Here is a 26,581-nt window from a genome sequence, read left to right on the forward strand (position 1 = left end):
CATTCCGCATTTCCGCACATCTCGTGCCGGAACCGGCCGAAACTGCTCGTGGCTGTGCGGCATGGCATGCGCATAGACGAAGGGCTCCCCTAGCAGATGGAGCCCCGCCATGCCGCAGTCCCCCGCCCCCCGTCCTCTCGGTCTCAGCCATTCCGGCCCCGGCATTCTGGCCATCCGCCGCGCCCTGGTCCCGGCAATCGTCCTGGCGCTCGGCGCGCCGCTTGCCGTGGCGATCCATTCCACGGCCGCCGTCGCCGACGAAACCGCGGTCGACGATGCCGCTCCGGATGACGGCCCCGCCGCCGGCACGCTCATGCTGCGCGGACAAGGCGCGGCGAAAAGCCTTCCGGCGGTCCGCCTCGGCACTGACATGGACGTCACCGTGACCGGACAGGTTGCCCGCGTGCGCGTAACCCAGGCCTTCCGCAACACCTCTGACAAGTGGATGGAGGCCAGCTATCTCTACCCACTGCCTCAGGACGGCGCGGTGGACTCGCTGAAGATGGTGGTCGGCCAACGCGTGATCGTCGGCCACATCGAACCGCGCGCGAAAGCCCGCGAGACTTATGAGGCCGCCAAGGCCAGCGGCCGCAAGGCCGGTCTCGTCGAGCAGCAGCGCCCCAACATGTTCACCACGATGGTCGCCAATGTCGCCCCCGGCGAGACCGTGCTGATCGCGATCGAATATCAGGCACCGGTCAGCCAGGCGAACGGTACGTTCTCGCTGCGCCTGCCACTGGTCGTGGGGCCGCGCTATACGCCGCCGCATACCTTGCGCTCGGCCGCGGCTATCGAGGACGCCCATGCCGTGACCGCCGCGCCGGTTCTGGATCCCGCGCTTGGCGCCAGACTGGGCGGCAGACGGGGCGACGGCCTCAATCCCACCTCGATCTCGGTCCATCTCGCGCCCGGCTTCGAGGTTGCCAACCTGATCAGTCGCTATCACCGGATCAACGTCGCCGGGGCCACCGACAACCGCACAGTGACCCTTGCCGACACCACCGTTCCCGCCAACCGCGATTTCGTGCTCGACTGGCGCTCCGCTTCGGCCGACCCCGCGCTCGGCCTGTTCGCCCAGCATACGGACAAGGGCGACTACGTCATGGCCGCAATCACGCCGCCGGCCAATCTCGACGGCCTTCCCCGCCCCCCGCGCGAGATGGTCTTCGTGATCGACAACAGCGGCTCGATGGGCGGCGACTCCATGGAGGAGGCCAAGGCCAGCCTCATCCACGCGCTCGGCACCTTGCGCCCGCAAGACCACTTCAACGTGATCCGCTTCGACGACACGATGACGCGCCTGTTCGAGCACAGCGTATCCGCCACCTCGGACCAGGTCGCGCTCGCCACCCGCTTCGCGGAATCGCTCCAGGCGCAGGGCGGCACCGAGATGCTCCCCGCGCTCAAGGCCGCGCTGGACGATGCCGGGACCGGGGGCGGCACCAGTCCCGAGGTGCTGCGCCAGATCGTGTTTCTCACGGACGGCGAGATTTCCAACGAACGCGAGATGATGGCCGCGATCGGGGACGACGGGGGCCGCAGCCACGTCTTCATGGTCGGCATCGGCTCCGCACCGAACGACTTCCTGATGGAGCGCATGTCGACCATCGGCGGCGGGGTCTATACCCATGTCGGCGCGCCCAGCGAAGTGGCTGCCAAGATGATGCCGCTACTCGATGCGCTCAGCCATCCGGCGGTGCGCGATCTCTCGGTGCGGGTCGAAGGCGGATCGCTGGATCTCACCCCCTCGCGCCTGCCGGACGTCTACGCCGGACGGCCGCTGTTGCTCGTCGGCCGCAGCGACAAGCTTTCCGGAACCCTCACCGTCACCGGCAACATCGGCGGCAAGTCCTGGGTGCAGCGGGTGGATCTCTCGGCTGCTTTGCCCAGCCCCGCCATCGAGAAGCTCTGGGCCCATCGCCGCATCACCGATGTCGAGGCCGACCGCGCCCTCGGCAAGCTGGAGGACGACCGCGCCGATGCCGAGATCGAACGGATCGGCATGGAGCACGCGATCGTCACGCGCCAGACCAGCCTGGTCGCCGTCGACGAGACGCCTGCGCGGCCTGCCGGCGTCCGCCTGACGCGCGAGGAATTGCCCATCAATCTGCCGGCCGGCTGGGACTTCGAAGCCCTCTTCGGCCAGGACGCCGTGCAGGAAGCACCCGGACAGGAAGGAGCCGGCAGTCTTGCCGCCATGCAGGCCCAGGCCCTGGAACTGCCGCAGACCTCGACCGGCTTCCTCGGCCTGATCGGCAAGGGGCTGGCGTTGCTGCTGGCGGGCATGACCGGCTTCGCCCTGCTCCTGCGCCGGAGGGCGGCATGAACGTCGCAATCCTGCGAACGGCGCCCCTCTGGTCCAACCGTTTGAAGGAGGTCGCGCGGGGACGCGGCCTCCTGGTCATCCTCCTGCTCGGGCTGTGCCTGACCGGCCTGGCGCAGATCGCATGCGGGCTCTATATCCCCGCCAAAGCCGCAGCGGCCCAGGTCCTGCTGGACCGCGCCTTCGACCGCAGTCGCGTCGATCACGCCCCGCGCAAGCCTTGGCCCTGGGCCGACATGACCCCCACGGCCCGGCTGGTGGTTCCCGGTCTTGGCATCTCAAGGATCGTGCTGGACAGTGGATCGGGCCAGGCTCTGGCTTTCGGCCCGACGCTGCTGCCGGGTGGAGCGGCGCTGGGACAGGCTGGAACCGCCGTGGTCGCCGCCCATCGCGACACCCATTTCCGGTTTCTGCGCGATATGAAGAAAGGCGATCTCATCTTCGCCCAGACCCGCGAAGGCCTGGAACGGCGCTACCGTGTCACCGGTGCCGAAGTGGTGCGATGGGACGGCTACGCCGTGGCCGACGCGCCGCTCGGCGAAAGGCTGGATCTGGTGACCTGTTTTCCCTTCGACGCGATCCGGAGCGGCCCATGGCGCTACGTCGTCCATGCCGAAGCGGTCAGCCGGTGAACCGCACCGCAGATGAAAAGCCTCGCCGGCCGGCTCCATGAACCGGGACCGGCGAGGCCGTTACATCAGAAGTGGAACTTCACTTCGCCGCCGATGATGCGCGGCTCGTTGACCATGCTGGTCAGGTTGTTGAAGTCGATGGCGCCGACGATGCGGATCTGGTTGGTGATGTTGCGCGCGAAAGCGGCCACTTCGATGCCCATGGCATTGTCACGCCAGCCTGCACGCAGGCCGCCTTCCAGCGATGCCTTGCCGGTGAATTCCACCGAATCGTAGAGGAACAGGTTGACCGAGCTGCGGTAGGCCCAGTCGGTGTAAGCGAAGACTTCCTGGTTCTCGCTGATCGGCACCGTGTAGCTGGCCGTCCAGTTGGCGATCCAGCGCGGCGCCTGCGGCAGGCGGTTGCCGTCGATCGAGACGAGCGAGGTGCCCGCGACGACCGGATCGAGCACGGTGCAGCCGCCCGAGCAGGGCTCGACCCTCAGGTCCGAGTCCTTGAGCTTGGTGAAGTTGTAGCTGCCACCTGCGGTCAGGGAGAGACCCTCCACCGGCGTGATCGCCATTTCGCCCTCGACGCCCCAGCCGATCGCCTTCTTCGCGTTAATCAGCGTGGTCGTGTTGGACGCGCCGCCCACGGCGGTGAGCTGGATATTGCGCGTGTTCATGTAGAACACGTCCGCCGAGTAGCTGACCAGTCCGCGCTCTTCGCCCTTGAAGCCGACTTCGAACGAGGTCGTGGTCTGCGGCTTGGCTTCCGAAGCGACACCCGAGACGGCGTCGTTCTTCAGCGAAGCGCCAAGGTAGCCCGAAGCGGCGCGGGCGTAGAGCGAGTGGTCCGGGTCCAGCTTGTAAGTGGCGCTGCCATCCCAGGAAACCTTCGAGCCCTTGGCCCGGCCTTCGGAAAGCAGCACGCCATCGGCGGCGTTGAGGTTGCCGTACTTGCGGTCATGCGACCAGCGCAGGCCGCCGCGCAGGATGAGCGATTCCACCGGGGTATATTCGACCGAGCCGAACACCGCGTAAGTCTCGTTGTCGAGATGGCTGGTGTTGCCGTTGGTCTGGACGTTGGTGGTGCTCCAGCTCAGCGCCTCGGTGTCGAGGTTCTGGTTGAAGTAGTAGGCGCCGGCCTGGAAGCTGACGTCGCCGAACTTTTCCGAGGCAAAGCGCAGTTCCTGCGTGAATTCGCGCGGCTTGGCCTTGCTGCCGCTCTCGACCGAGAAGGGCACGGCGGCGGGATAGCTGCCGTCCACGTCACCGCGCGAGAAGACCTTCACCTTTTCCCAGCCGGTCACCGAGAACAGGGTGCCCAGGCCGTCGAAATCGTAGCTGGCCTGGACGTTGGTGCCCCAGCCGTCGAGGCGCTGGGGGTTGGAACCGTTCTGCGCGGTATGCTCGACGTCGAAGCCGTCCACGAAGTCGTTGGTGCCGGGCTTGATGGTGTTGCCGCGGAACACGCGGGCCGAACCGCGCAAGTGGCGGCCATGAAGGTTCACCAGGACGTTGAGCGGGCCGTTGTCGTATTCCAGCAGCGCACGGCCGGCGAGATCGTCGTAACCGTCGAAGCGGCGCTCGTTGATCGTCTCGGCGTAGTCGTTCTTCACCCAGTCGTCGCGGTGCTGCAGGTTGCCGGCAACGCGGAAGCGCAGGGTTTCGGTGATCGGGCCGCTCAGCGCGAGTTCGCTGTTGATCGTGTTGTAGGTGCCCCAGGAAACACTGCCGTGGCCGGTGTAATGGTCGGTCGGGCGGGCCGAGGTCAGCTTGATCACGCCGGCCGGGGTGTTGCGGCCGAACAGGGTACCCTGCGGACCCTTGAGCACTTCGATGTTCTCAAGGTCGAAGGCCGGGAAAGCCTTCAGGAACGGGCTTTCAAGCGCGATGTTGTCGTATACGACCGAGACCGGCTGGGCCGCGTCCGACGAGAAGTCGGTATTGCCCAGGCCGCGGATGTAGAAGCGCGGGAAAGTACGGCCGAACGACGATTCCGCCAGGAGGCTGGGCACGCGGCCGGACAGGAAGCGGATATCCTGGCCGCTGGAATTGATCGCGGCGAGCTTGTCTCCGCTCAGCGACGATACGGCGATCGGCACGTCGACGGCGCGTTCTTCGCGGCGGGTCGCGGTGACCACGATATCGGTGCTGCTGGCGCCTTCGCTGGCAGGCGAGGCGATGCTCTGCGCCTGCGCAGCGGCCGGCAGGGCGCAAGCAAGAGCGATGAGCGAAACGGCGGCACGATGGCGGAATCGACGCTGAGTCATGTTTTTATGAAACCCTGATTACCCTGAGACCTTGTTTGTCGCGCGGAGTAGGGACTTGCGGGTGCACTCGCAAACGCATTGTTTTCGATGCTGCGTTGCAGAAATAAGATCGGGCGGAAATGTTGTAGAAATATCACGGTGCCGCTTCGTTGCGTGGCTCGCCGATGTTTTTGCAGCGCACCATCAACGTCGTTGACTTCGATGGGCTTTTTCTCGCCCTCGGCAGAGTCGCATGGTGCTGCCGGGTTTTCGCGCCAGAAGTGCCGTCCAGCAAAAAGTCGATCCGCGGTTCATGCGCGCAGCGGGGCGCTGTCCGGCATCCATGGCAGCGGCGCACGCCGGGCCTGCGGTTTCGCCAGGATAGTGGCAGACAGTCCGAACAGCCCCAGCGTCAGGAAAGCGGGACGCCCGCCGAAGGAGGTGAAGAACAGCATCTCGCTCAGCATCACCAGCACCCCGAACACGAAGGCCGCGGGAGCCTCTCCCGGCGTGCGCCGCAGAACGCGGCGGCGCTTCCACAGCGAAACGAGAGGGTCGAGGAAGTTGCCGATGAAGATCGCCAGCCCTGCCGATCCGGCGATCAGCGCGATCCAGAGGTAGGTGTTCACGAAATCGATGATTCCCTCTCCCTGCCGCAAGTCTGCCAGCAGCACATTGAGCCGCGGCATCGAATGCCCGAACATCGGGCTTTGCCAGAACACTTCCTTGCCCTTTTCGAAAAGATCGCGGCGATAGGTCGTAGTCTCGTTGGCGCCCCCGTCGGACAGCCCCAGCGCTTCGGCAAAAGTGGGGGAAAGCTGGGCCGTCACCAAGACGATGCCCAGCGCCAGGCCGATCCCACCGGCACAGGCCAGCAGCGAGCGCCAACGTCCCCGGTAGATCGCCATGGCCACCGATGCGAGCGCGAGGCCGATCCAGGCGCCCCGCGATTGCGGCGCCGATACCCCAAGGAACGTGATCGCCAGCAGCCCGGAATGACGCAGGGCAGATCGAAAATCCTCCCGCAGCAGGCTGAGGGCGGCGAAGCACATGGCCAGGACGAGCGCGATGGAGGTCGGCTCCACGAACGGTCCCCCGGCCCGCATCAAACCGCCCCGGGCCTTCACCAGAAGCATCATCGGCACGTTATACTGGCCGTAAAGCTCATTGTAGATCGGCCAACTGCGCCAGATTTCCAGGACCAGCACCGCCGTCAGCGCCACGCCCCCGCAGGCCAGCCAGCGCAGGGCCATGCGTTGCCCCTCGGTGCTCGTCACGCCGCGGCTGAGGATATAATAGGGTAGGCCCAGGTCGAGGACGAGATTGACCGTCGTTCTAAGGAAATTCGTGGCCGTGGTCTCGCGCGAGAGGGCAAGGCCCAGCATGAGCAGGAACGCGGCGACCCATCCATCGCTGGTCAGCCGCCGCGGCGCGCTTTCCGATTTCCGGAACTTCAGCCAGATCGCCACTGCCGCGCCAATGGCAAGCCCGTCCTGCACCCCGAAATCGAACAGCTTCAACCCGCCGATTTCCACCGGGGCGTCCAGCGGAGGCAGCAACAGCATGCTGAACAGATAGAGCGGAGCGATACGTTCGCGCCGCCCCGCCACCACCGGCACCCAGAAACACATCGCCAGATGCAGCAGCCGCACCGCCGGGAGCGACCAGGCCAGCATCGGCAGCGCCATCACGCAGAACAGGCTGCGCATGGCCATTTCCTCGCGGTGGACGCGGCGCAGGCAAATCAGGAACAGCGCGACGCCCGCCCCGCTGGCACAAGCGACATAGAGCGCCGAATGGATGCTGTAATAGGCGACCGCCAGCAAGGCGAAGAGCCCGCCCGTCCCCATCATCGACTGAACCGCGTGGCGGTTCACGGCGCTTCCGCCTGAAAGCGGCGCACGGCCGAGAGCTTCGGCGTCTCGGCCGCAGGCTGGCCGGCATATTCGCGCAGGCCCCATGAGCCATATTCGCCGATCGGCGCGGTCGCCGCGTAGAGTACCAGGGTATCGCCGAAACGGCGGCGCCAGCCTTCGAGGTAGCGCAGATAGACCTCGCCCATGCGCGGATCGCGCTGCACGGCGCGCGCGAGGTCCAGATCGGTGGTGACGAGATGCTGGCCGCCTTCATAGGCGATGTAGCGCAGGCCATGCCGGGCCGCCACGGCGCGATTGGCCGCCGCCATCGCCAGCGTCCGCTCCATCGAACCCGGCATCTGCGTGAAAATGCGATCGAGATCCCGCTTGCGATAGCCGTCAAGTTCCAGCCAGAGATAAGGCGCGGTTGCCAGAGCATCCACCCAGCGGTCCGCATGGCCATAGTTCAGGACCATGCGCGCAAGCTCGGGATTGGCATGCTGGGTGGAGCATACCCGGATCAGCGCCTGCGGCCGGTCGGCATAGATCGCGGTCCAGATGCGCATGGCCGCGACCATGCGCTGGGAATAGCGCTCCATCCGTGCCCGCATGGGATCGCCGCCGCCAAGCCCCAAGGCAAGTCCCTCCCGCTCAGCCTGGCCCGAGGCATCGAAGATGTCGTTCCACACTTCGTTGCCAAGTTCGACATAGACTTTGCGCCCCGGATCGAGGCGGGCGTGGACGAGCACCGCGAAGCCGCGCAGATAATCCGCGTCGGCATCGTAGGGCATGAGGAACCACGGGTCCGCGCCGGCGGCATTGGCAAGGTCGACCATGTCCTCGACCGAGGCGCCCGCCACGCCAACCTGAGACCCGCTGCCGGGAAGGCTGCGGGTCGCCCACGCGGCTGGCGCGTTGTCGTTCGTGCGCTGCCAGTCGAGAAAGCGAACGACCTTGAAGCCGGAGAGGAAGGCGAGGAATTCCGGGTCGAACCGCTGGCTGCGCGGGACGCCCGCCTTGCGGCAATCGAGTTCGCGCAAGGGATCGGCCGGGTCGGTGGAGATCAGCTCGACCCAGGCGCCCTCGCCTTCCGCTCCCGTTGGCCGCAGTTCCAGATCGACCGCGCCGGCAGAAACGCCGAGAACGCGTGCCACACCGCCAGCCTCCAGCCCGCCGCGGCCGGCAAAAGTGCACCGCACCGCCATTGCCCGAAACGGAGCAGCAGGCAGGACCAGCGGACGCGGCGCCGTTTGCCCCGGTTCCAGGCTGCGCACCCACCCCGCGGCATCGAGCTGCTGGGAGGGCATCGGCGTCCAGCCATCCCCGCGCGAGGAGAACCACTCGCTTTGCAGGATCATGTTGGAGAAGACCTGCTGCCGATTGAAGGTCTGAAGCCCGAACAGATTGATGCCCAGGGCGGTGGGAGGTGCGGCTACCGGAACGATGTTGGGCCGCAGCGCATCCTGCGCCGAGCGTGCCTGCTCGACGAGGGAATGGCGGCGCACGGCCTGAGGTCCGAAAACCGCCACGGCCGCTGTCGCGACCGCGCATAGCGACAGCGCGATCGCGGTCCGTTTCAGGGTGTCAGTCCCCCGGCCGCGTTCTGGAGCCCAAGGGTCATCCTCCGCCAGGTCTGGTGGATGCGGAATATCTGCGGCCCATCGATCAGGTAGCGCCGCCACAAGCGCTGCGGATCGGATCCCAGGCGATAGAGCCACTCCAGAGACATCTGCTGCATCAGGCGCGGCGCGCGTTCCTGGTCGCCGGTGAGGAACTCCAGTCCCGCTCCCACGCAGAAGCCGATACCGCAAGCCGCACCGGCCCGGGCGAGGCGCCGGGCAATGATCTCCTGCTGCGGCGATCCGACCGCCAGGAAGACATACCGAGCCTTGGTGTTGGCCAGGAACCTTACGGCCCGCGTCACTTCGCGCGGATCACGGATGAAGCCCATCGGCGGATTGTAGTGGTGCAGATCGCAGAGCCCGTAACGGGCGGCGATCCGGGCCACCATGTCCTCGCTGCCGCCCAGGATCGCGACCCTGTCGTTCCGATCGATGTGGTGGTCGAACAAGGCGGCGGTGAGGTCGCTGCCGGTCACGACGGGAAGGTCCTGCCCCACGGCCCTGGCCATCTTCGCCAGGATCCTGCTGTCGCAAAGTGTCATCCAGGCGCCGCGATAAGCGGGCCAGAGGTCCGAGCGGCGGCGCTGCAGCCGCACGACATGGTCGACATTGGGCGTCACCACATAAGCGAACGGTGAGGACGGCGGGCGCGAAACGACGGCGTCGAGCGCCCCTGCCATGTCGATCCGCGTGAAAGCCAGTTCGAGAAATTCCACGGGACCGGGATCGGGCCGCTCAAGTGCCGAAAGAGGCTCTGCCAGAGTTGCAGAAGTGGCCGCCACCAGAGCAGCCAGCTCGCGCATGTCAGCCGGCGCGAATTCTCCCGAAGTCTTGTGGAACTTGTCGAGGTACATGGTGTTTCTCCCCGTGGACGAATATGCCGCAGGGCCGGTCGCCGATCTCTTGTGGCTACCGGGACCGTCCATCCGCCTGCGAAAATTCCGGTCCCCCTTTCCGCCATCCGCATTTGCCGATCCGGTTCCGCCGTCCTGTCGATGCAGGCGCCGATCAGGCCACTGGCGAATTCTCCTACCCGTGAAGCCCGCCCCCCGATCGAACGATTACGGGCGTTTGGCCCGACCGATACCCTCCTGACCGGACTGCGGGAGAGAGCCCGCGTCCAGGGAGGTATCGTGTCCTTTGCCCGCGCGTCGTCCATGCGTTCCGGAAAGTCAGGCCGCCGCGCCGCGCGCATCTTTCGCGCATTCGCCGGATGCCTGGCGCTCCTGTCATGGAGCATGTGCGGTCACCTTGCGGCCAAGGAGGCCGGTGAAGCCGTGACGGCAGCGGCCGTATCGGCAGCAGCAGCCGCGCCGCAGTCCGCTGCCTCCACCCGCTATACCGTGAACGCGGGCGACGAACTCGAGGTCTTCGTGTGGGGCGAGGAGCGGATGCAGCGGCAAGTGCTGGTCCAGCCCGACGGAACCTTCGCATTCCCTCTCGCCGGTACGATCAAGGCGAGCGGGCGCAATGTCTCCGACATCGCGGCGGAGCTGCGCGAGCGCATTTCCCTCAACTATCGCACGGCGCCGCCCGATGTCACCGTTTCGCTGCGCGGGGCGACGGGCATGCGCTTCTATGTCCTGGGCAAAGTCCGCACGCCCGGCAGCTTCACCAGCGGCACCGCGCCGAACGTCCTTCAGGCCCTCAGCATGGCCGGGGGCACCGCCGAGTTCGCGGATGTCCGTCATGCCGTGATCCTGCGGCAGACGGCGCAAGGCCAGGTTGTGGAACCCGTGCAGCTCCAGCGCCTGCTGAAGGGCGGTCGCAGCCTCGATCCCGGCAATCTCGCCAAGCCGCTGCCGACCCTGTCGAGCGGCGACGTTCTCGTCATTCCGTGAAGGCGCGGCAGCGTGGTCCGCTTCCTGCTCTCGCGATCGGCGCTCTCGCACTCGCCGCAATGCTGCCGGCCCGGTCTGCGGCGCAGAACCAGCCCCGTATCGAGGTCGACATGAGCCTGTTCGCCGCCCGCAATCCCTTCCTGCTGCCCGGTGACGATGCCGTCACCCTGGGCGGGCAGATTGCCGGAAAGGCCAGCGCCGAATGGCCGCTCGACTTCCGCACCAGGATCGAGACCGGCGGTTCGCTGGCCTATCGCCAATATACCCGCGAATACGGAAATTTCCTGACCGGCAGCGGCGAACTGGCGCTGGTCCACCGCCGCAACGAATACCTGTCGCTGCGCACCGAGCTCTCCTTCGAGCGTGTCCTGCCGGTGGAGGCCGTGGCCTCCAGCCTCGACAGCGCGATCGACCCGGTCAGCCTTCAGGACCGCTACGAGGTGGCCCAAGGCGTGACCGTCCATACCGACGCCCGCACCGCACTGAATGCCAGGCTGGGCTGGAGCCGCATCGATCCGCGCGGCTCCCTGCTGCTGACGCCGACCGACGCCGTTTCGCTCGACTTCGGCGCGGAGAACCGGATCGATGCCGCCACCACGCTCGGCCTGGGCGGACAGATCACGTCGAGCCGCTCGAGCAGCGGCGGCGATCCGCACGCCTGGGCCGTCCAGGCCAAGGCGATCCGGCGCTTTCCCCGTGCCTGGAATGCCGAGATCGAGATCGGCGTAACCCGGCTCTCGCGCCTCACGCCGGGCAGCGGGCGCGAGAGCGGGCCGGTACAATTCTCGGGGAACGGCAGCCTTTGCCACGAGCCGGGACATATCCGCTTCTGCGCTTCCGCCGCCGTCGCCTCGGTGGTCAGCAGCTTCGGCGGCATCCAGCGCGAAGTCTCCGCCGCGACCAGCCTGGACTGGCGCAGCAGCGAGCGAGGGCGGCTCATCGCGCGCGGGGAATATCGCCGTTCTCCCCAAAGCGGCGGCCCGGGCGGCAACCTGCCGGACATCGAAGTCCTCAGCCTCACCTCCCGCTATGAGCACCGGCTGGACGGACAGTTTTTGCTCTATGGCGGTGCGGAGTTTCAGCAAAGGACGGGACTGAGCGACATCAGGCTGAACTCCCTGACGTTCCGCACCGGGCTGCTCTACCGGATACCCCGGCCGTGAACCGGCCCTCACCCTCACCCTCGCCTTCACGAGGCCCGGCACCTGCACGAAGCAGCGACCAGGCCCTTTCGGCGCTTGGCGTCGATCCCGACAGCATCGGCATCTACCCGCGCGAGATCCTGGCGATGTTCCGCCGCCGCTGGCGCTGGATGATCGCGCCGATCGTGCTGGGCCTTCTGGCCGCGGGCATTGCCGTGGCCTTGCGCAAGCCGGTCTACCAGTCGGCGGCGACGCTGCTGATCGATTCCCCGCAGATCCCCACCAGCCTCATCGCCTCGCCGCTGACCGATATCGCGGACGAGCGGATCGCGAAGATCCGGCAGCAGATCGTCAGCCGCGACAGCCTGGCCGGGCTCATCCGCGGCAACGACCTCTATCCCGACAAGCGCACTCGCATCGATTTCCCCGGCCTGCTGGACGTGATGCGCGGCGACATCGGCGTCGATCTGGTCGGTGCCGACCAGGCACGCGGCGGCGGCAGCACGATCGCTTTCACGCTCTCGTTCAAATATCCCGACGCGCTCAAGGCGCGCAACGTCACCGAGCAGCTCACGCGCATGTTCCTGGTCGAGGACAAGCGCTTCCGCACCGAACAGGCGACGGGAACAGCCTCGTTCCTGGAGAGCCGCTCGGAGGAACTGCGGCGGCAGCTGCGAGACCTTGAGGACAAGCGGCGCAGCGTGGAGGCACATTACGCCGGCGCCCTGCCCAGCAGCGTGGCCCTCAGCGCGCAGTCCAGTTCGGCCCTGCGCGCCGAAGTCTCGCGCACGGATGCGGAAACGCAGGGGCTGGTCCAGCAGAACGGCCTGCTCGCCGCCCGCCAGCAGGAGCTTCGACAGGCCCCGCCCAGCGGCGCCGACGGTGTGCGCCGGGCAGAGGACCGCCTGGCGCAGCTGCTCGCGGTCCATTCCGATGTCTTCCCGGACGTCGTGGCCGCGCGGGCCGAACTGGAGCGGCAGAAGGCCCTGCAATCGCACCTGCCCCCGGCCGGAACCAACCTCATCGAAACCGAAATCGCCGCCGGGCGGCAACGGATCGGCGTGCTTGCCAGCCGGCGGGCCGAGCTGGTGCACACCATGGCCGACCTCGACCAGCGCGCCGCGCAAGCCCCGCAGGCCGCCTACGAACTCAACATGATCGAGCGCGAATACGACAACATCAAGCGCCAGTACGATTCCCTGCGCGAAAAGCAGCTGGAGGCGCAAGTCGCGGCCAACCTCCAGTCGGAAGACAAGGGCGAGCGCTTTACCGTGGTCGACCAGCCCAGCCTGCCGCTGCAACCGCTGGGGCTGAAACCGGCGATACTCCTGGCCCTGGGCATTGCCGGGGGGGCCGCAGTGGGCCTTTGCATGATCCTGGGCTTCGAACTGCTGAGCGGCACCATCCACGGCGCCGACACATTGGCGCGGACCATGCAGGTGCCCTCCTTCGGCGTCGTGCCGCTGGTGACCGAGGAGAGCCGCTTCTCGCGTCTGGCGGACGAGACCCTCACCAGGCTGCGCGCCTATCTGCCCGGCCTCTCCACGGAGGCGAACCGATGAACGCCGAGCCCGGCATCCCGCCGCTGTTGCGAACGACCGGCATTCCGGACGAGGCCCCGGCACTGCTCGATCCGCGGCACCTTGCAGAGAACCGCATCTGCGGTTTCGGGCAGATGAGCGAGCAGCTCTATCCCTTCTTCATGATCCGCTCCACGCTGCTGGCGCATGTCGAGGCGACCGGGCATCGCACTTTCGCCATCACCTCGATCGAGGCGGGGAACGGCAAGACCCATGTCGCGACGAACCTCGCGGCCGTACTCAGCCGCGTGCGGCCGACCATACTGGTCGAACTGGACTTGCGCCGCCCCACCCTCGGCGCGCGCCTCGGGCTGGCGGGCGCCGGGCCGGGGATCGACGACTACCTGGCAGGAGAAGCTGCCTGGAGCGACACGGCGACCCGCATCGACGGGGTCGACCTGGCCGTCCACCGCGTCCGCCGCGCTCACCCGAGCGCCGAGCAACTCCTGGCCTCCCCGCGCCTTGCCCATGCCTTGCGGCACATCGCCGCCGAGGCGGAAGAGGCGATCTGCATCATCGACACGCCCCCGGCGCTGATTGGCGACGACCTCGTCCACATCGCCCGCAACATCGACGGCGTGCTTCTGGTCGCGCAGGAGGGCCGGAGCCGAAAGAGCGGCGTGCGCGAAGTGACCGGCGCGCTGGGCGGCACGCCGATCATCGGTTCGATCCTCAACATGTCCCTTTCTCAGCCCGCGCGGTGCAATGAATACGGCTATCCCGCCGGTCGCGGCACGGACCGCGAGATGTCCGGCAGGACGGCGCCCGCAACCGGACGGAAGCGGACATGACCATCGCCCGCGCCGGTTCCTTGTCGCCGCGACATGGCTTTCGGGTTCAGGCGTCCATGCGCCGGGGAGACGCGCCATGATCGGCCTCAAGGACAGTCAATGGCTGCGCGACCTGCCCGCGCGCACGACGCTGAAGCTGTTTAACCAGCGCCACGTCCGCAACTGGCTCGGCCATCGCTACGACACCACCGTCCTGCGCCACCGCGCCTCCCTGCCCCCGCTGTCACTGCCCGACGCAGGGATCGTCGAAGACCTCGACACGCGGGGAATCCACGTCACCACGCTTGGCGCGCTCGGCATTCCGGGGGGAGAGGCCGTGTTGTCGCGCGCCGCGGCGCTGGCGGAGAACTTTGCGGATTCCGCCCGTGCCCTCTCTCGTGAGGGCCGTTCCTTCATCATCGTGCAGCCGGAAAAGATCGTGCGGAGCGCCATGATCTTCCGATGGGGCCTCCAGGACCGCCTGCTGGACATTGCCGAAGCCTACCTGGGCCTGCCGGCCGCCTACGACGGCGTCGCCATCAACTACACGGTCGCCGACGGCAGGGCCGTCTCAACCCGCAAGTGGCACCGCGACTGGGAGGACCGGCGCATGTTGAAAGTGGCCGTCTATCTCCATGCCGTCGACGACGCGGGCGGGCCCTTCCAGCAGATCTCGCGGCCCGATACCCTGCAGGACGACCTTAAGGGTTTCACCTATGCCCTGTCCGACGACCGTGAACTGGAGCAGCGCCTGGGCGCAGGCTATGAAGCCGATGTGGTGAGCTGTGAAGGCCCGCGCGGCACCGTGGTCTTCTGCGACACGGCTCGCTATTTCCACCGCGGCAAGCCGGCCATCTCACGCGATCGCGCCGCCCTGTTCTACAGCTACTTCGCCGACCCGCCGCGCCACCCGTTTCTTTGCGAGCGGACCGGCCTTTCCCGCGCGGACATCGAGTGGATGGTGCGCCGTCTGCCGGAGCGGCAGCGGCGCGCAGCGCTCTGGCGCCGCCGTCTGCCGCCGCTGCTCAAGCTGATCCCGCCCGCCAGTCTGTGAACACGGGGCCTGCACTCATGACGATGCCGCAGCCGGACACGCCATGCGAATGCCCCCGCATCGTCCTTGCCTCTCCCAACTTGTCCCGGCGGATGGGCGGCGAAGCGCTCAAGGCCCTGTCGGTCTTCCTGGGCTACCGCGAACTGGGCTTCGACGTGACCCAGGTCACGCATGCCCGCGTGCGAGGGGAGCTGACGGCCTACGGCATCGACAGCGGTGTGATCTATGTGAAGGACGGGCCGCTGCAGCGCGGCCTCGATCGCTACCGGCTGCACTGGCTGCTCGGGCTGGTGGATAGCTGGCTGCTGCATCGCGCCGTCCAGCGCGAGGTGGACAGGGTGCAGCCCTGGATCGTCCACTTCACCGCCCCGATCGCGCCCAGCGGCATCAGCTTCCCCATTCGCGGCGCGCCGGTGGTGATCGGCCCGCTCAACGGCAGTATCCTTCATCCTCCCACCCTGATGTTCCGAGAGAGCTGGACCAAACGGCTGGGCGCCATGCTGACGCGGCCGGTGCAGCTATCGAGCCGCGTGCTGTTTCGCGGCAAACTGCAGGCACGCCTGTTCGTCTCGGGCGGCGAACGCACGGCCCGCACGCTGGAGTTAGGGGGATGCCGCAGGGACCGGATGGTCACGGTCATCAACAGCGGCGTCGATCCGCGCCTGCGCGACCATCGCCGCATCGTGCACCAGAGCCAGAACTGGAACTTCGTGTTCCTGGGCAGGCTGGTACGCTACAAAGCCTGCGATCTGGTGATCCGTGCGCTGGCCAGGGTGCCGCAGGCAAGACTGGAAGTGATCGGAGACGGCCCCGAAAGCCGCAGGCTTCGCGAACTCGCCTTGCGCCAGGTCGTCTCCTCGCGCCTCGTCTTCAAACCCTATAGCACCGACCGGGAGGCCCTTTTCGCGCATCTGCGCCAGTTTCGCGGCTTCCTGTTCCCAACCCTGGCGGAAGCGAGCGGCACGGTCATCCAGGAAGCGATGATGCTGGGGCTCCCCGCGGTCTGCGTGGACTGGGGCGGGCCGCAGATGCTGCTCGATGCCCAGACCGGCATTCTGATCCCACCCGAAAGCGAGGAAGCGATCGTCAAGGGCCTGGCAAACGCCATGACCCGCCTCGCCCGCGATCCGGACTTCGCCGAGACACTTTCCATCAAGGCCCGGCACAAGGCCGAAACCGTAGGCTACGACTGGCCGCGCGTCCTGCGCAGCTGGATCGCGCTTTACGACCGCCTGTTCGAGGAAAGCGGGTCGACACGGCGCTTCGCCACGTTCCTGGCCATGCGCACGGGCGGAGACATCCTGTCCTCAATCCTGTCGAATCTGGGCTGACCCCCGACTGAAACCTGCCTTTGCCTGGACGAGCGGCGCAAGCAGGTCGGCAAGCTGATGAGCGCTGCGGTCGGGATCATGCCGTTCCAGCACGCGCCGGCGCCCGCGTTCGCCCATGGCCGCCAGTTCTCGCGGCGATGCATCGAGCGCGGCCTCGATCGCCGCGGCCATGGCATCGGAGGAACCGGACGGAACCAGCCACCCCACGCGCTCGTCCACCAACTCGGGGATACCCGCGATCGCGGTGGTAATGACCGGACGCCCGCTGGCCATCGCTTCCATCAGCACGACGGGAAGGCCTTCCGCAAAACTCGGCAGCACCAGCGCCCGAGCCTGCTGCAAGGCGGCGCGGATCGCCTCTGGCGTGGCCCAGCCCAGCAGCCGGACGCAGCGCTCCAGCCCGGCTCGCACGATCTGGCGCTCTATCGCGGCGCGGTCCTCGCCGTCGCCGATCACATCGAGCGTGACCGCGCGATGCGCCGCGACCCGTTCCATCGCCTCGATCAGCAAGGGCAAACCCTTCTGCGCGCTGAGCCGCGCCACGCAGAGCAAATGCGGCGCCGGCGGAAACTCAAGTGGAGAAGCCCCGGTTTCGGACGCCGGGACGAACGATGGAGAGGGAGCGCAGCGCACGACATGAAGGCGCTGCCAATCGCCCGGCGAGGCCCAGCGCATCAGTTGCCCGCGTCCGAAGCTGGAAACACCGGCCACGAAAGCCGCCTCGGCAATCTTGCCTCGTAAATCCAGCCCGCGAGGATCGTCGAGCTCGTCCGGGCCGTGAACGGTGAAGCTGTACGTGATCGGGGCCAGTCTTGCCGCCAGGCGCGCCACTGCCGCCGGGTTGGTGCCGAAATGCGCGTGGACATGGCTTATACCCCGGCGCGTCAGCCGCTGCGCCAGCAGGGCGGCCTCGGCGAAATAGGCAAGAGCCTTCCATCGCCCGCCGGCTCCCGCAGTTCGCCAGGCCAGCGCGAGCGCACCCATGGCGGCACCCGGCCGGACCACGCAGGCAGAGATTGCCGCCAGCACCAGTGCGGCGCGATGCTCCAGCAGGGCATGGGTGCAGGCGGCCTCGAGCCGATCCGAAACATCCTCGAAGCGCTCGCCCGACCGGCGAACCGTGAAGCGGCTGACCACGAAGCCGCGGCGTTCCAGCGCCTCGATCTCGGTCTTGATGAAGCTGTGGCTGATCTTGGGGTAGACGTTGGTGAAATAGGCCACTTTCAGGTGATCGTCCGCGGCCGTCTCCCGCGCAGGGACACGCTCCGCGCTCGGCGCAGCGCCGCCGGTTCCCCGCTCCCGAAAGGCGAACGCCCTCGGGGCCGCCTGTTCCGCAATCTCCGTCATGCCTCGACTATGGGCGAGCCCCAGGCCTCGCGGCATTGCGAGTTTTCACAATGGAATTTGACCTGTGGGGCGTGGGAACCCCATCGCCCGGATGCGCCGGAAGGGCACGACATGCGAACTTGCGCAGAGTTTGCGGAGACATGCCTTGCCACTATCCTGCCCCCTGCTGCTGTCTCCTTCCCGCAAGCAGGGCTCTTGCGAATTGGCCCCGTCATGAACGCCGGCCTCTTCAGGCCCCTGACCGTGGAAGCCCCGCGCCCCGCGCCGCCGCAGGCCTTGTCGCTGCGCCCGGCCATGGCGCTCGCCGCCAGACTGCTGCGGCAACCGCGCCCCGACATCGCCCAGGCCGCCGTCGAGCGCTGGCAGGTGGCGCCGGGCTCCTGCACGCAAGTGAGGCGCGCGAAAGTGCTGCCCGGTCAGTTCGAGCGCATTGCGGACAGCGAGTTCGCCTCGATCAGCGAGGTGGTGCGCCAGTTCAAGGGCGACTTCGAAGCCAAGCAGTCCGCCACCATCGGTTACCGGCTGAAGAACGCGCTGCTTCACGACGGCGTGCTCTATGCCGGGGGCACGCTCCGGCACTTGCAGCGGCGTTCGCGGTTCCTGCCTGTCGCCCGCGCCCCGCGCGAGGAAACACGCATGGCCCTGTTCGAATCCTGGCTCGGCAATCGCTGGTTCGGAAACTGGCTCAGCGACGATTGCCTGACCTACCGCCTGGCAGAGAACGCCGGCATTCCCTTCACCACCCATGGGTCCAGCGGCCATGTCCCCGACTACGAACGCGCGCTGGACATGCTGCCGGTCAGGGGCCCATCGGCGTTCTTCCGCGAACTGGTGCTGTTCGACGATGCGGCCCACAACGAGAACAAGCGATTGCGGGCCGAGGCCATGCGGCAGCGGCTTATTCGCGGACCGATCGAACGGCACCCCGGCGTATTCCTGCTGCGCGGGCGCAGCGGCGATGCGCGGTTCCTGACGAACGAGAGCGAAATTGCCGAAACCCTTGCCAGACGGCGCGGCTTTCAGGTGCTCGATCCCAGCCACGCCGGTCTCGAAGAGATCGTCCGGGCCTGCGGCGGCGCCAAAGTCGTCATGGGGGTGGAGGGAAGCCATCTGGTCCACGGCCTGGCGATGATGCCGCCCGATGGCTGCGCCTTCGTCATTCAACCGCCGCTGCGCGCGGTCGCGGCGCTCAAGCTCCTGACCGACCGGCAGGGGCAGGACTACGCGCTGGTCGTCGGGGAAGGAACCAACCATGCTTTCACAGCGAACATCGACGAGATCGAGCGCACGCTCGACCTCGTCTGACGGCACCGTGCCGCGCCTGCCCGCTGCAGCGGCCCCGGGGGGCTGGTCCACGTTGAAAGCGGACTATCGGCGGCATGGCGGCACGCTGACGAGCGGTGCCTTCATCGCGTTGAGCCTTTACCGCTACGGCCGCTGGGGCCGCAGCCTGCGCAATCCACTCGGCCGCGTTCTGGTCTCCAGGACGTACGGTTTTGCCCACGTCTTCGTGGCGAACCTCACCAAGATCTGGATACCGCCCGCCACCACGCTGGGGCGGGACTTCCACATCGTCAACAACGAGGGTTCGCTCTCGATCCACCCGGAATCGGTGATCGGCGACCGGCTGGGCGTGATGCACAATGTCACCATCGGCTCCAACATGCGCGAAGGCGCACCGGTGATCGGGGACGACGTGTTCATCGGCGTCAATTCCACCGTGCTCGGCGCCATTCGCGTGGGAGACAGGGTGCGGATCGCCGCCAACACCGCCGTCACCACGGACGTGCCCTCGGACTCCATCGTCGTCGGATCGCCCGCGCGCATCTATCCGCGACTGGGGCCGCTGCGATGAGCGCGAACACGCTCCACGAACTTTTCGCGGCCAATCTGCCGCAGCGGTCCGGCAAGACCTTCCTCATCGATGCCGGCCGCCAGGCGACGTACGGCGAAGTCGACACCCTGGCCGGGGCGATCGGCGCCCATCTCGCGGCGCGCGGCGTGGGCGCTGGGGACCGCGTGCTGGTCCAGGTGCGCAAAGGTATCGCCGAGGTCTCCGCCCTGCTCGGCGTGACGCGGGCAGGCGCCGTGCTCGTCGACATCAGCACGGCCTGGACGGCCGAGCAGGTCCGTTTCGTCGCAGAAGACTGCGGAGCCTGTCTCCTGATCGTCGAGCCGGCCATGGCCCGGGTCCTGGCTGCCCAGGGGATCGCCCCCGTCCGTCTCCTGCCGGTGTCGGCTGCGCGCGGGCTGGAGAGCCTTCCCTCCCTTTCCGACCTGCCGGCGCTCCCGTTCGAGGCCTTGCCCCGGTGCGCCGACGACCTGGCGGCGATCATCTACACGTCCGGCTCCACCGGCAAACCCAAGGGCGTCATGCTCAGCCACGCCAATGTCCTGGCAGGTGCGCGTTCGGTCGCCGAATATCTGGAACTTGCCGAAAGCGATCGGCTGCTCAGCGTGCTGCCCTACAGCTTCGACTACGGCTTCAACCAGCTGACGACGATGATGCTGGTGGGTGGCAGCGTGGTGCATCAAGGCGTGGCCATGGCGAGCGAGATCGTGCGTGCCATCCTTCGCCACGAAGTCACCGGCCTGGCGGCCGTGCCGCCGCTGTGGATCCAGATCGTGCGCCTGCTGGCCAACGCGCCCACGCCGCTGCCGAGCCTGCGCTTCATCACCAACTCGGGCGGAAAGATCCCGCTGAGCACTCTGGAACGTATGCCAGGTATCTTCGCCAAGGCACGGATTTTCCTGATGTATGGCCTGACGGAGGCGTTCCGTTCGACTTACCTTGCTCCTGATCGCTTCGCCGCCAAGATGGGTTCGATCGGACAGGCGATCCCCGGCGCCGAAGTCTTCGTCATCCGCCATGGCGAGGGCATCGCGCGTCCCGGCGAGCAAGGCGAACTCGTCCACCGCGGCCCGCTGGTCAGCCAGGGCTATTGGAACCGCCCCGAAGCGACGGCCGAGAAGATCCGCCCCTGCCCCGAACTGCGCGACCGGATCGGCGACGAGCCGGTGGTCTATAGCGGAGACATCGTGCGCATCGACGAGGACGGCGACTTGTGGTTCGTCTCCCGCAACGATGCGCTGATCAAGACCAGCGGCTACCGCGTCAGTCCCGACGAAGTGGAAGACCTGGTCTATCGCAGCGGCCTTGCCGCCGATGTCGTCGCCTTCGGGGTCCAGGACGACATGCTCGGCCAGTCGGTACAGGTCGCGGTGACGTTGTTGGGCGAGGCGAGCCGCGAGGCGCTGCTGGCGCACTGCCGGGCGGCGATGCCCGCCTACATGGTGCCGCAGCGCATCCACGTCTGGCCGGAACCCATGCCGCGCACGGCCAGCGGCAAGCTCTCCCGTCCCGACGTCATTCGCGGCTGCAGCGACACTTCCAGCCTTCATCCCGCTCGCTGAGCATCCCGTTCAAGAGGACCTCCCCGTCATGGCCCTGACCGAAGACAGCCTGATCCGCAGCATCGAGGAGTTCGCAGCGCTCCATGGCGAAGTCGATGCCGAAACCCCGCTGTTCTCCTGCGGCACACTCGATTCCGTGGCCATGCTCAATCTGATCATGTTCGTGGAGCGCGAGACCGGCACCGAGATCCGCGCCGAGGACGTGACGCTGGAGAACTTCGATACCGCCGCTCGCATTCTCGATTTCGCGAGGAAGCTGGCGGCATGACGCCAGACGGCGAAGACGGGCTTCTGGAGCAGGCGGCCGAACGCTTCGGCACGCCGTGCTTCGTCTATTTCAGCGAGCGGATCGAACAGCGCATCGCCCTTCTGCGCGCCCATTTCGGAGACAGGCTGGAACTGAGCTACGCGGTCAAGGCCAATCCCAACCCGACGCTGCTGGCCTGGCTCTCCGGGGGGATCGATCTGCTCGACATCTCTTCGATCGGAGAACTGCATCTTGCGCAGGAGGCGGGGTGGAACCCCGCGCTTCTGAGCTTCACGGGGCCGGGCAAGCGCGAGACCGAGATCCGCGACGCAATCCGCGCCGGCGTTGGCCACCTCGTGATCGAATCCCTGCGGGAAGCACGGCTTGCCGACCGGATCGCACGGCAGGCGGCGCGTGTGCAACCGGTGCTGCTGCGGATCTCGCCCGACAGCCTTCCCAAGGGCTTCGGAGACCAGATGGCCGGCCGCCCCACGCCCTTCGGCATAGACATCGAGGATGCGGCCGCCGCCGTGGAGGAAGTCCAGACCCTGCCGGGCCTGCACCTTGCGGGCTTCCACATCTATGCCGGAACGCAGTGCCTGAAAGCCGATGCCATTGCGGAAACATACCGGCACCTGATCGCGATATTCAGCCAGCTCTGCGCGGCTCATGCGGTCATTCCCGAGATGCTGGTCATGGGCTCCGGGCTGGGCGTGCCCTATCACGAAGGAGACACGCCTCTGGATCTTTCCGCAGTAGCCGAGCCGCTCCTTCACGAACTGGCCGTGCTGCGCGAAAATCCGCGATTTGCCCGCACCAGAATGGTGCTGGAACTCGGCCGCTATCTCGTCTCGGAGGCGGGCTTTTTCGTTACCCGCGTGGTCTCTACCAAGCTCTCGCGCGGAAGGCGCATCGCCATTTGCGACGGCGGGATGAACAATCACCTGCCCGCTTCGGGCCATTTCGGCATGGTCGTGCGGCGAAACTACCTGATGCACCGGATCGGGCGGAGCAATGAGGATGCGGTCGAGCCGGTGGATGTGGTCGGCCCCCTCTGCACCTCGATAGACCGCCTTGCCGGCAACATCGAACTGCCCCGGCTGGAAGAGGGCGACCTGTTGGCCGTCCATAACAGCGGCGCTTACGGGCTGACCGCCAGCCCGGTCCATTTCATCAGCCATCCCCTGCCGGAAGAGGTGCTGGTCATGTCCAGCGCCCTGCTTCGAGCGACGCGGACGTTCAGCGGATCGTGCCGCGCCCCGGTGGAGGAGGCGGTGAGGCTGGTGGATTCGGCCCACCCCGCTGCCGCCAACCAGAACGCATGACGTCCGGCCGCGTCTCGTGATGCGGCCGGGTGCCCTGCTGCTCGGCGCGGCGGTCATGCTGGCCCCGGCAAGTCACGGTTCCGGACGCAGCCTGCCTTTGGCGCGCGCTGTCGCTCCGGAGACGCTGCCCCCGCCCTCCGGCGCGCCAAAGGCCGCCGCGCTGGCCCGCGCGATCAATGCCGCCGCACCGCTTGCAACAGGGTTCCTGGCGCCGGCGCGGCCCTTTCATCTCGATACAGGTGCAGAGGACCGGGCCAGAGCGATCGACTGCCTTGCCGCCGCCGACTACTACGAAGCGGGGCGGGAGCCTGCGGACCAGCGCGCCGTGGCGCAAGTGGTGCTCAACCGCGTGCGCCATGCGGCCTTTCCGGCCACCGTTTGCGGCGTCGTCTTTGCGGGGGCGGAGCGGGCGACGGGCTGCCAGTTCACGTTCACCTGCGACGGATCGCTCACGCGCCGCCGCCCTTCGGCTGCCGACTGGCGAAGAGCGCGCGAGACGGCGGGCGAAATGCTGCTGGGCCGGGTCGAGATCGGGGTAGGCAAGGCCACGCATTACCATACCGACTGGGTCAGCCCGTCGTGGGACCGGACCATGGAGAAGCTGGCCGTCGTCAAAAGCCACTTGTTCTTCGGTTGGCCGGGAGCCGCCGGCAAGGCCGCCGCCTTCATCCGCCACTACGCTGGAGGCGAACCCCGCATCGCGCAACTGGCGCAGCTTTCCGCCGCCCATCTCGGCCAACTGCCCGCTGGCAAGGCCCCGGCCGTATCGGACGTCATAGCGCCCGAACCCTCGTTGCCCGAAGCCACATGGGCGGCACCGGACCCCGGCCTGTTCCTCGTCACTTTGCCCGCCGATGCGCCCGGCACTTTCCCGGAACTGGCCGAACGGCGCTGCGAAGGGCTGGAAGAATGCCGTTTCATCGGTTGGACCGACCCGGCCCGCCGCGCCCAGGCCCTCCCCCTGCCCGGCGGTTCGGTGGACGCCATTTCCTTCACTTTCGTCCGCCGCCCCGGCGCTGCGGACCAGGCCCTCTGGAACTGCGCCGAGTTTGCGCGTACAGTTCGCGCGCAGTGCCTTACACGCGGAACCTGATCGCGCGGACCGCCATTGCGGGAACCTTGCTCGATAGTTTCGAACTATTTCCCGCCAGAAACCTTTCGTAACAATCGCGCACAAAGCAAGACACCTGGCATGACCAGATTCGGCTCCAACAGCTTGGAGACCCGAACGACATGAAATCCACCCTCATCGCCATTGCCGCCACTTGCGCCCTTGCCCTGCCTGGCGCCGCGCTTGCCAACAACACGGTTGCGCACCTCAAGGGCCACACCGCGGTCGCCGCACCGGCGAAGCCTTCCACGAACAAGGCCAAGCCCCGCGCCGTCTGCCATCCCGACCCCTCGAAGAGTCGCGCCTGCCGTCACCACAATGCCCAGGCCGAAGCGAAGACGGCCGCGCCGGCACTGGCCAGAGCGGAAGCCCCTCGCACCCGATAACCCCTCGCAGCCCGGCGGTTGAAGGACATCCTGCCGCCGCCGGGCCTTGCCGCATTGCCGGCAAATCGCGGGCGTCGTTTGCAAAGCGGCGCGTGAAAAACTACACCTGTGCATGAAGAGACGATGAGCAACACAACAGCCCCCATCTATCGCCATCTCGACGAAGGCCCGATGCCCACTCCGACGATCCTGTTGGTGGAGGACGATGGTCCTCTGCGCACGCTGACCGCGCGGGCCCTGCGCCAGACCGGCTTCAACGTACTCACCGCCGCAACCGGCGCGGAAATGTGGGTGACCCTGCGCGAAGGGCCGGTGAGCCTGGTCGTGCTCGACATCATGCTTCCCGGCACCAGCGGCTTCGACCTGTTCCGCCGTCTGCGCCGCGAATGCGACATCCCGGTGATCTTCATCAGCGCCCGCGGCAGCGAGGAAGATCGCGTGCTCGGACTGGAACTGGGCGCGGACGACTACCTCGCCAAGCCCTTCAGCACCCGCGAACTCGCTGCCCGCGTCAGCGCGGTGCTGCGCCGCGGCGGCAACAATCCAGCCACGGCAGATTTCACCGGCAGCGAGACCGTTGCCGACGGACGCACGCCGGAATCGATACGCTTCGAAGGCTGGAACCTTTCCATGGCCCGCCGCGAACTGCGCTCGCCAACCGGGGCCATGGTCGACCTGACCGGCGCCGAGTTCGACCTGCTCGCCACCTTTCTCGCCTATCCGCAGCGTGTTCTGGGCCGCGAACGCCTGATCGAACTTTCGCGCTCGCGCCTGGGCGACAGCTCGGATCGCAGCGTGGACGTGCTCGTCAGCCGCCTGCGCCGCAAGCTTCAGGCCGAGGGCGGGGAATCGCCCATCGTCACGGTTCGCGGCGTCGGCTACATGTTCAAGGCCGAGGTCACGCGCGCCTGATGTCCTTGCGCCGGTTTCGTCTGTTCCGGCGCTTCGGCCTGCCCGAGCGACTGATCGCCGTCCTGCTGCTGGTCTTCGTCATCGACGTGATCTGCAACACGGTGCTGTTCGAACGCGCCAATACGTTCGAGCTGCGCCGGGACGACGCCCAGCGCATCGCCGAAAACCTGGTGCTGGCAAGCCGCGCCATCGACCATGCGAAGACCGACGATCGCCAGATCGTGACTTCCGCGCTCAGCACGGCGCAGTTTTCGCTGAGACTGAACGAGCAGGGCAAGCGCTATCGCGGCTCGCTGGGCCTTGCAAACTTGCGCGCGCAAGTGATCGAGATGGCGCCGGAACTGGCCCACAGCGATCTCGAACTGCATCTGGAATCGATCCCGAGAGACGGCAATATCGGCGGCTCGCTGCGGCTGGCCGACGGCGCCGTGCTCGATTTCCGCACCCATGCCCGCTCCGCCTGGAAACTCAGCATCGGCCGTTTCGCCAGCCTGGTCCTGCCGACGCTCCTGCTCATTTCGCTCGCCTGGCTGCTGCTGCGCGCCGCGCTGCACCCGCTGCGCTCCCTGATCCGCGCCACCCGCAACTTCGGTGCCGGCCCGCCCCGCCTCGTGCCGGAGCGCGGCCCCGACGAAATGCGGGAACTGATCCGCGCGATGAACGAGATGCAGGAGCGCATCCACCAGTCGCTGCTCGATCGTACGCACACGATGCTGGCCATCGGCCACGATCTCAAGACGCCGCTCGCCCGCATGCGCCTGCGGCTGGACGACGGCGACGTGGACCCCGTGGTGCGCGATGGCATCAACCATGACATCGACGAGATGCGAATGCTGCTCGATTCGATCCAGGCCTATGTCGATACCGGCGGCACCCAGATCCCGGCCGAGCGCATCGACCTGGCGATCATGGCCGAAACCCTGGTCGACACCGCCGCGGATCGCGGCGCCGATGCGACCTATTCCGGCCTTCCGAGCCTGGAAATCATGGCCCGCCCTGTCTCCATCCGCCGCGCCCTGTCCAATCTGATCGAGAACGCACTTCACTATGGCGGCAACGTCCGCGTCGGTCTGCGGCGCGACGGCGGAGCCGCCGAGATCACCGTGGACGACGACGGCCCGGGCATCCCGGAAGAGCGCATCACTGACGCGCTGCAGCCTTTCGTCCGGCTGGACACCGCGCGCGCCCGCGACACTGCCGGCATGGGCCTGGGCCTGCCGATCGTGCGCAAGGCGGTCAGGCTGGAGGGCGGCACGCTCGATCTCAGGAACCGCCCCGAAGGCGGACTGCGCGCCACGATTCGCCTTCCCATCGTGGCCCATTGACGCGGCCTGCCTTCGGCGCGCCTCAGAATTACCCAGCCAAGCTCCTGTTATCGTTCCGCAATAGCCAGAAACACCATCCGGTCTTCGGTAAAACCACCGAAGACCGGGGGATTCCGGCGGAAAGCCGTT

Annotated in this window: 22 protein-coding genes; 17 read left to right on the plus strand and 5 right to left on the minus strand. The window is 67.2% G+C overall.

Features of this window, described 5'->3' with window-relative positions:
• Positions 1–109: 109 nt before the first annotated feature.
• On the plus strand, positions 110–2,326 hold the full coding sequence (locus EDF57_RS20255; RefSeq protein ID WP_134095555.1) for a marine proteobacterial sortase target protein: 2,217 nt from the start codon (positions 110–112) through the stop codon (positions 2,324–2,326).
• Complete coding sequence (locus tag EDF57_RS20260) at positions 2,323–2,955, plus strand: class GN sortase (RefSeq protein ID WP_134095556.1); 633 nt, start codon at positions 2,323–2,325, stop codon at positions 2,953–2,955. Before EDF57_RS20255 ends, EDF57_RS20260 begins: the two co-directional genes overlap by 4 nt.
• Positions 2,956–3,020: 65 nt before the next feature.
• Here the strand turns inward: EDF57_RS20260 and EDF57_RS20265 are convergent, their stop codons facing one another.
• From EDF57_RS20265 to EDF57_RS20280, 4 genes are all read right to left on the minus strand, one after another.
• On the minus strand, positions 3,021–5,210 hold the full coding sequence (locus EDF57_RS20265; RefSeq protein WP_134095557.1) for a TonB-dependent receptor: 2,190 nt from the start codon (positions 5,208–5,210) through the stop codon (positions 3,021–3,023).
• A 290-nt stretch (positions 5,211–5,500) separates the two neighbouring features.
• Positions 5,501–7,066 carry an O-antigen ligase family protein gene (locus EDF57_RS20270; protein WP_134095558.1) on the minus strand — a complete coding sequence of 522 codons (1,566 nt, stop codon included), beginning with the start codon at positions 7,064–7,066 and terminating at the stop codon, positions 5,501–5,503.
• The gene (locus tag EDF57_RS20275) at positions 7,063–8,550 is read right to left on the minus strand and encodes a hypothetical protein (protein WP_134095559.1); all 1,488 of its coding nucleotides are present in this window, start codon (positions 8,548–8,550) and stop codon (positions 7,063–7,065) included. Before EDF57_RS20275 ends, EDF57_RS20270 begins: the two co-directional genes overlap by 4 nt.
• Positions 8,551–8,621: 71 nt before the next feature.
• The gene (locus EDF57_RS20280; RefSeq protein ID WP_243841166.1) at positions 8,622–9,521 is read right to left on the minus strand and encodes a WecB/TagA/CpsF family glycosyltransferase; all 900 of its coding nucleotides are present in this window, start codon (positions 9,519–9,521) and stop codon (positions 8,622–8,624) included.
• Positions 9,522–9,824: 303 nt separating this feature from the next.
• Here EDF57_RS20280 and EDF57_RS20285 point away from each other — a divergent pair, with 303 nt between their 5' ends.
• From EDF57_RS20285 to EDF57_RS20310, 6 genes are all read left to right on the plus strand, one after another.
• On the plus strand, positions 9,825–10,508 hold the full coding sequence (locus tag EDF57_RS20285) for a polysaccharide biosynthesis/export family protein (protein WP_134095560.1): 684 nt from the start codon (positions 9,825–9,827) through the stop codon (positions 10,506–10,508).
• A gap of 59 nt (positions 10,509–10,567) precedes the next feature.
• Entirely contained in the window at positions 10,568–11,671 is a 1,104-nt protein-coding gene (locus EDF57_RS20290; RefSeq protein ID WP_134095561.1) for a hypothetical protein, read from the plus strand.
• Positions 11,668–13,212 (plus strand): lipopolysaccharide biosynthesis protein, encoded by a 1,545-nt coding sequence (locus tag EDF57_RS20295; protein ID WP_134095562.1) that lies wholly within the window; start codon positions 11,668–11,670, stop codon positions 13,210–13,212. Before EDF57_RS20290 ends, EDF57_RS20295 begins: the two co-directional genes overlap by 4 nt.
• The gene (locus EDF57_RS20300) at positions 13,209–14,021 is read left to right on the plus strand and encodes a CpsD/CapB family tyrosine-protein kinase (RefSeq protein WP_134095563.1); all 813 of its coding nucleotides are present in this window, start codon (positions 13,209–13,211) and stop codon (positions 14,019–14,021) included. Before EDF57_RS20295 ends, EDF57_RS20300 begins: the two co-directional genes overlap by 4 nt.
• Positions 14,022–14,097: 76 nt before the next feature.
• Entirely contained in the window at positions 14,098–15,054 is a 957-nt protein-coding gene (locus EDF57_RS20305) for a hypothetical protein (RefSeq protein WP_134095564.1), read from the plus strand.
• Positions 15,055–15,071: 17 nt separating this feature from the next.
• Positions 15,072–16,385, plus strand: a complete 1,314-nt coding sequence (locus EDF57_RS20310; RefSeq protein WP_134095565.1) for a glycosyltransferase family 4 protein — start codon at positions 15,072–15,074, stop codon at positions 16,383–16,385.
• Here the strand turns inward: EDF57_RS20310 and EDF57_RS20315 are convergent.
• Positions 16,362–17,732 carry a glycosyltransferase family 4 protein gene (locus tag EDF57_RS20315; RefSeq protein WP_134095566.1) on the minus strand — a complete coding sequence of 457 codons (1,371 nt, stop codon included), beginning with the start codon at positions 17,730–17,732 and terminating at the stop codon, positions 16,362–16,364. The genes EDF57_RS20310 and EDF57_RS20315 overlap by 24 nt on opposite strands.
• Before the next feature lie 213 nt (positions 17,733–17,945).
• Here EDF57_RS20315 and EDF57_RS20320 point away from each other — a divergent pair, with 213 nt between their 5' ends.
• From EDF57_RS20320 to EDF57_RS20360, 9 genes are all read left to right on the plus strand, one after another.
• Positions 17,946–19,037, plus strand: a complete 1,092-nt coding sequence (locus tag EDF57_RS20320) for a glycosyltransferase family 61 protein (protein ID WP_208324910.1) — start codon at positions 17,946–17,948, stop codon at positions 19,035–19,037.
• Positions 18,985–19,587 carry a serine acetyltransferase gene (locus EDF57_RS20325; RefSeq protein ID WP_134095567.1) on the plus strand — a complete coding sequence of 201 codons (603 nt, stop codon included), beginning with the start codon at positions 18,985–18,987 and terminating at the stop codon, positions 19,585–19,587. The genes EDF57_RS20320 and EDF57_RS20325 overlap by 53 nt, the downstream gene beginning before the upstream one ends.
• Complete coding sequence (locus tag EDF57_RS20330; RefSeq protein ID WP_134095568.1) at positions 19,584–21,146, plus strand: AMP-binding protein; 1,563 nt, start codon at positions 19,584–19,586, stop codon at positions 21,144–21,146. Before EDF57_RS20325 ends, EDF57_RS20330 begins: the two co-directional genes overlap by 4 nt.
• 28 nt (positions 21,147–21,174) lie before the next feature.
• A complete protein-coding gene (locus EDF57_RS20335; protein ID WP_134095569.1) occupies positions 21,175–21,414 on the plus strand; it encodes an acyl carrier protein in 240 nt (79 codons plus the stop codon).
• Positions 21,411–22,718, plus strand: a complete 1,308-nt coding sequence (locus EDF57_RS20340; RefSeq protein ID WP_134095570.1) for a type III PLP-dependent enzyme — start codon at positions 21,411–21,413, stop codon at positions 22,716–22,718. The genes EDF57_RS20335 and EDF57_RS20340 overlap by 4 nt, the downstream gene beginning before the upstream one ends.
• Before the next feature lie 19 nt (positions 22,719–22,737).
• Entirely contained in the window at positions 22,738–23,811 is a 1,074-nt protein-coding gene (locus EDF57_RS20345; protein WP_134095722.1) for a cell wall hydrolase, read from the plus strand.
• A gap of 140 nt (positions 23,812–23,951) precedes the next feature.
• Positions 23,952–24,215, plus strand: a complete 264-nt coding sequence (locus tag EDF57_RS20350) for a hypothetical protein (protein WP_134095571.1) — start codon at positions 23,952–23,954, stop codon at positions 24,213–24,215.
• A gap of 171 nt (positions 24,216–24,386) precedes the next feature.
• Positions 24,387–25,127 (plus strand): response regulator transcription factor, encoded by a 741-nt coding sequence (locus tag EDF57_RS20355; RefSeq protein ID WP_132266225.1) that lies wholly within the window; start codon positions 24,387–24,389, stop codon positions 25,125–25,127.
• Between the two features lie 5 nt (positions 25,128–25,132).
• Complete coding sequence (locus EDF57_RS20360) at positions 25,133–26,452, plus strand: ATP-binding protein (protein WP_243841167.1); 1,320 nt, start codon at positions 25,133–25,135, stop codon at positions 26,450–26,452.
• Positions 26,453–26,581 lie beyond the last annotated feature (129 nt).

Source organism: Novosphingobium sp. PhB55, from assembly GCF_004368805.1.
Lineage (GTDB): Bacteria > Pseudomonadota > Alphaproteobacteria > Sphingomonadales > Sphingomonadaceae > Novosphingobium.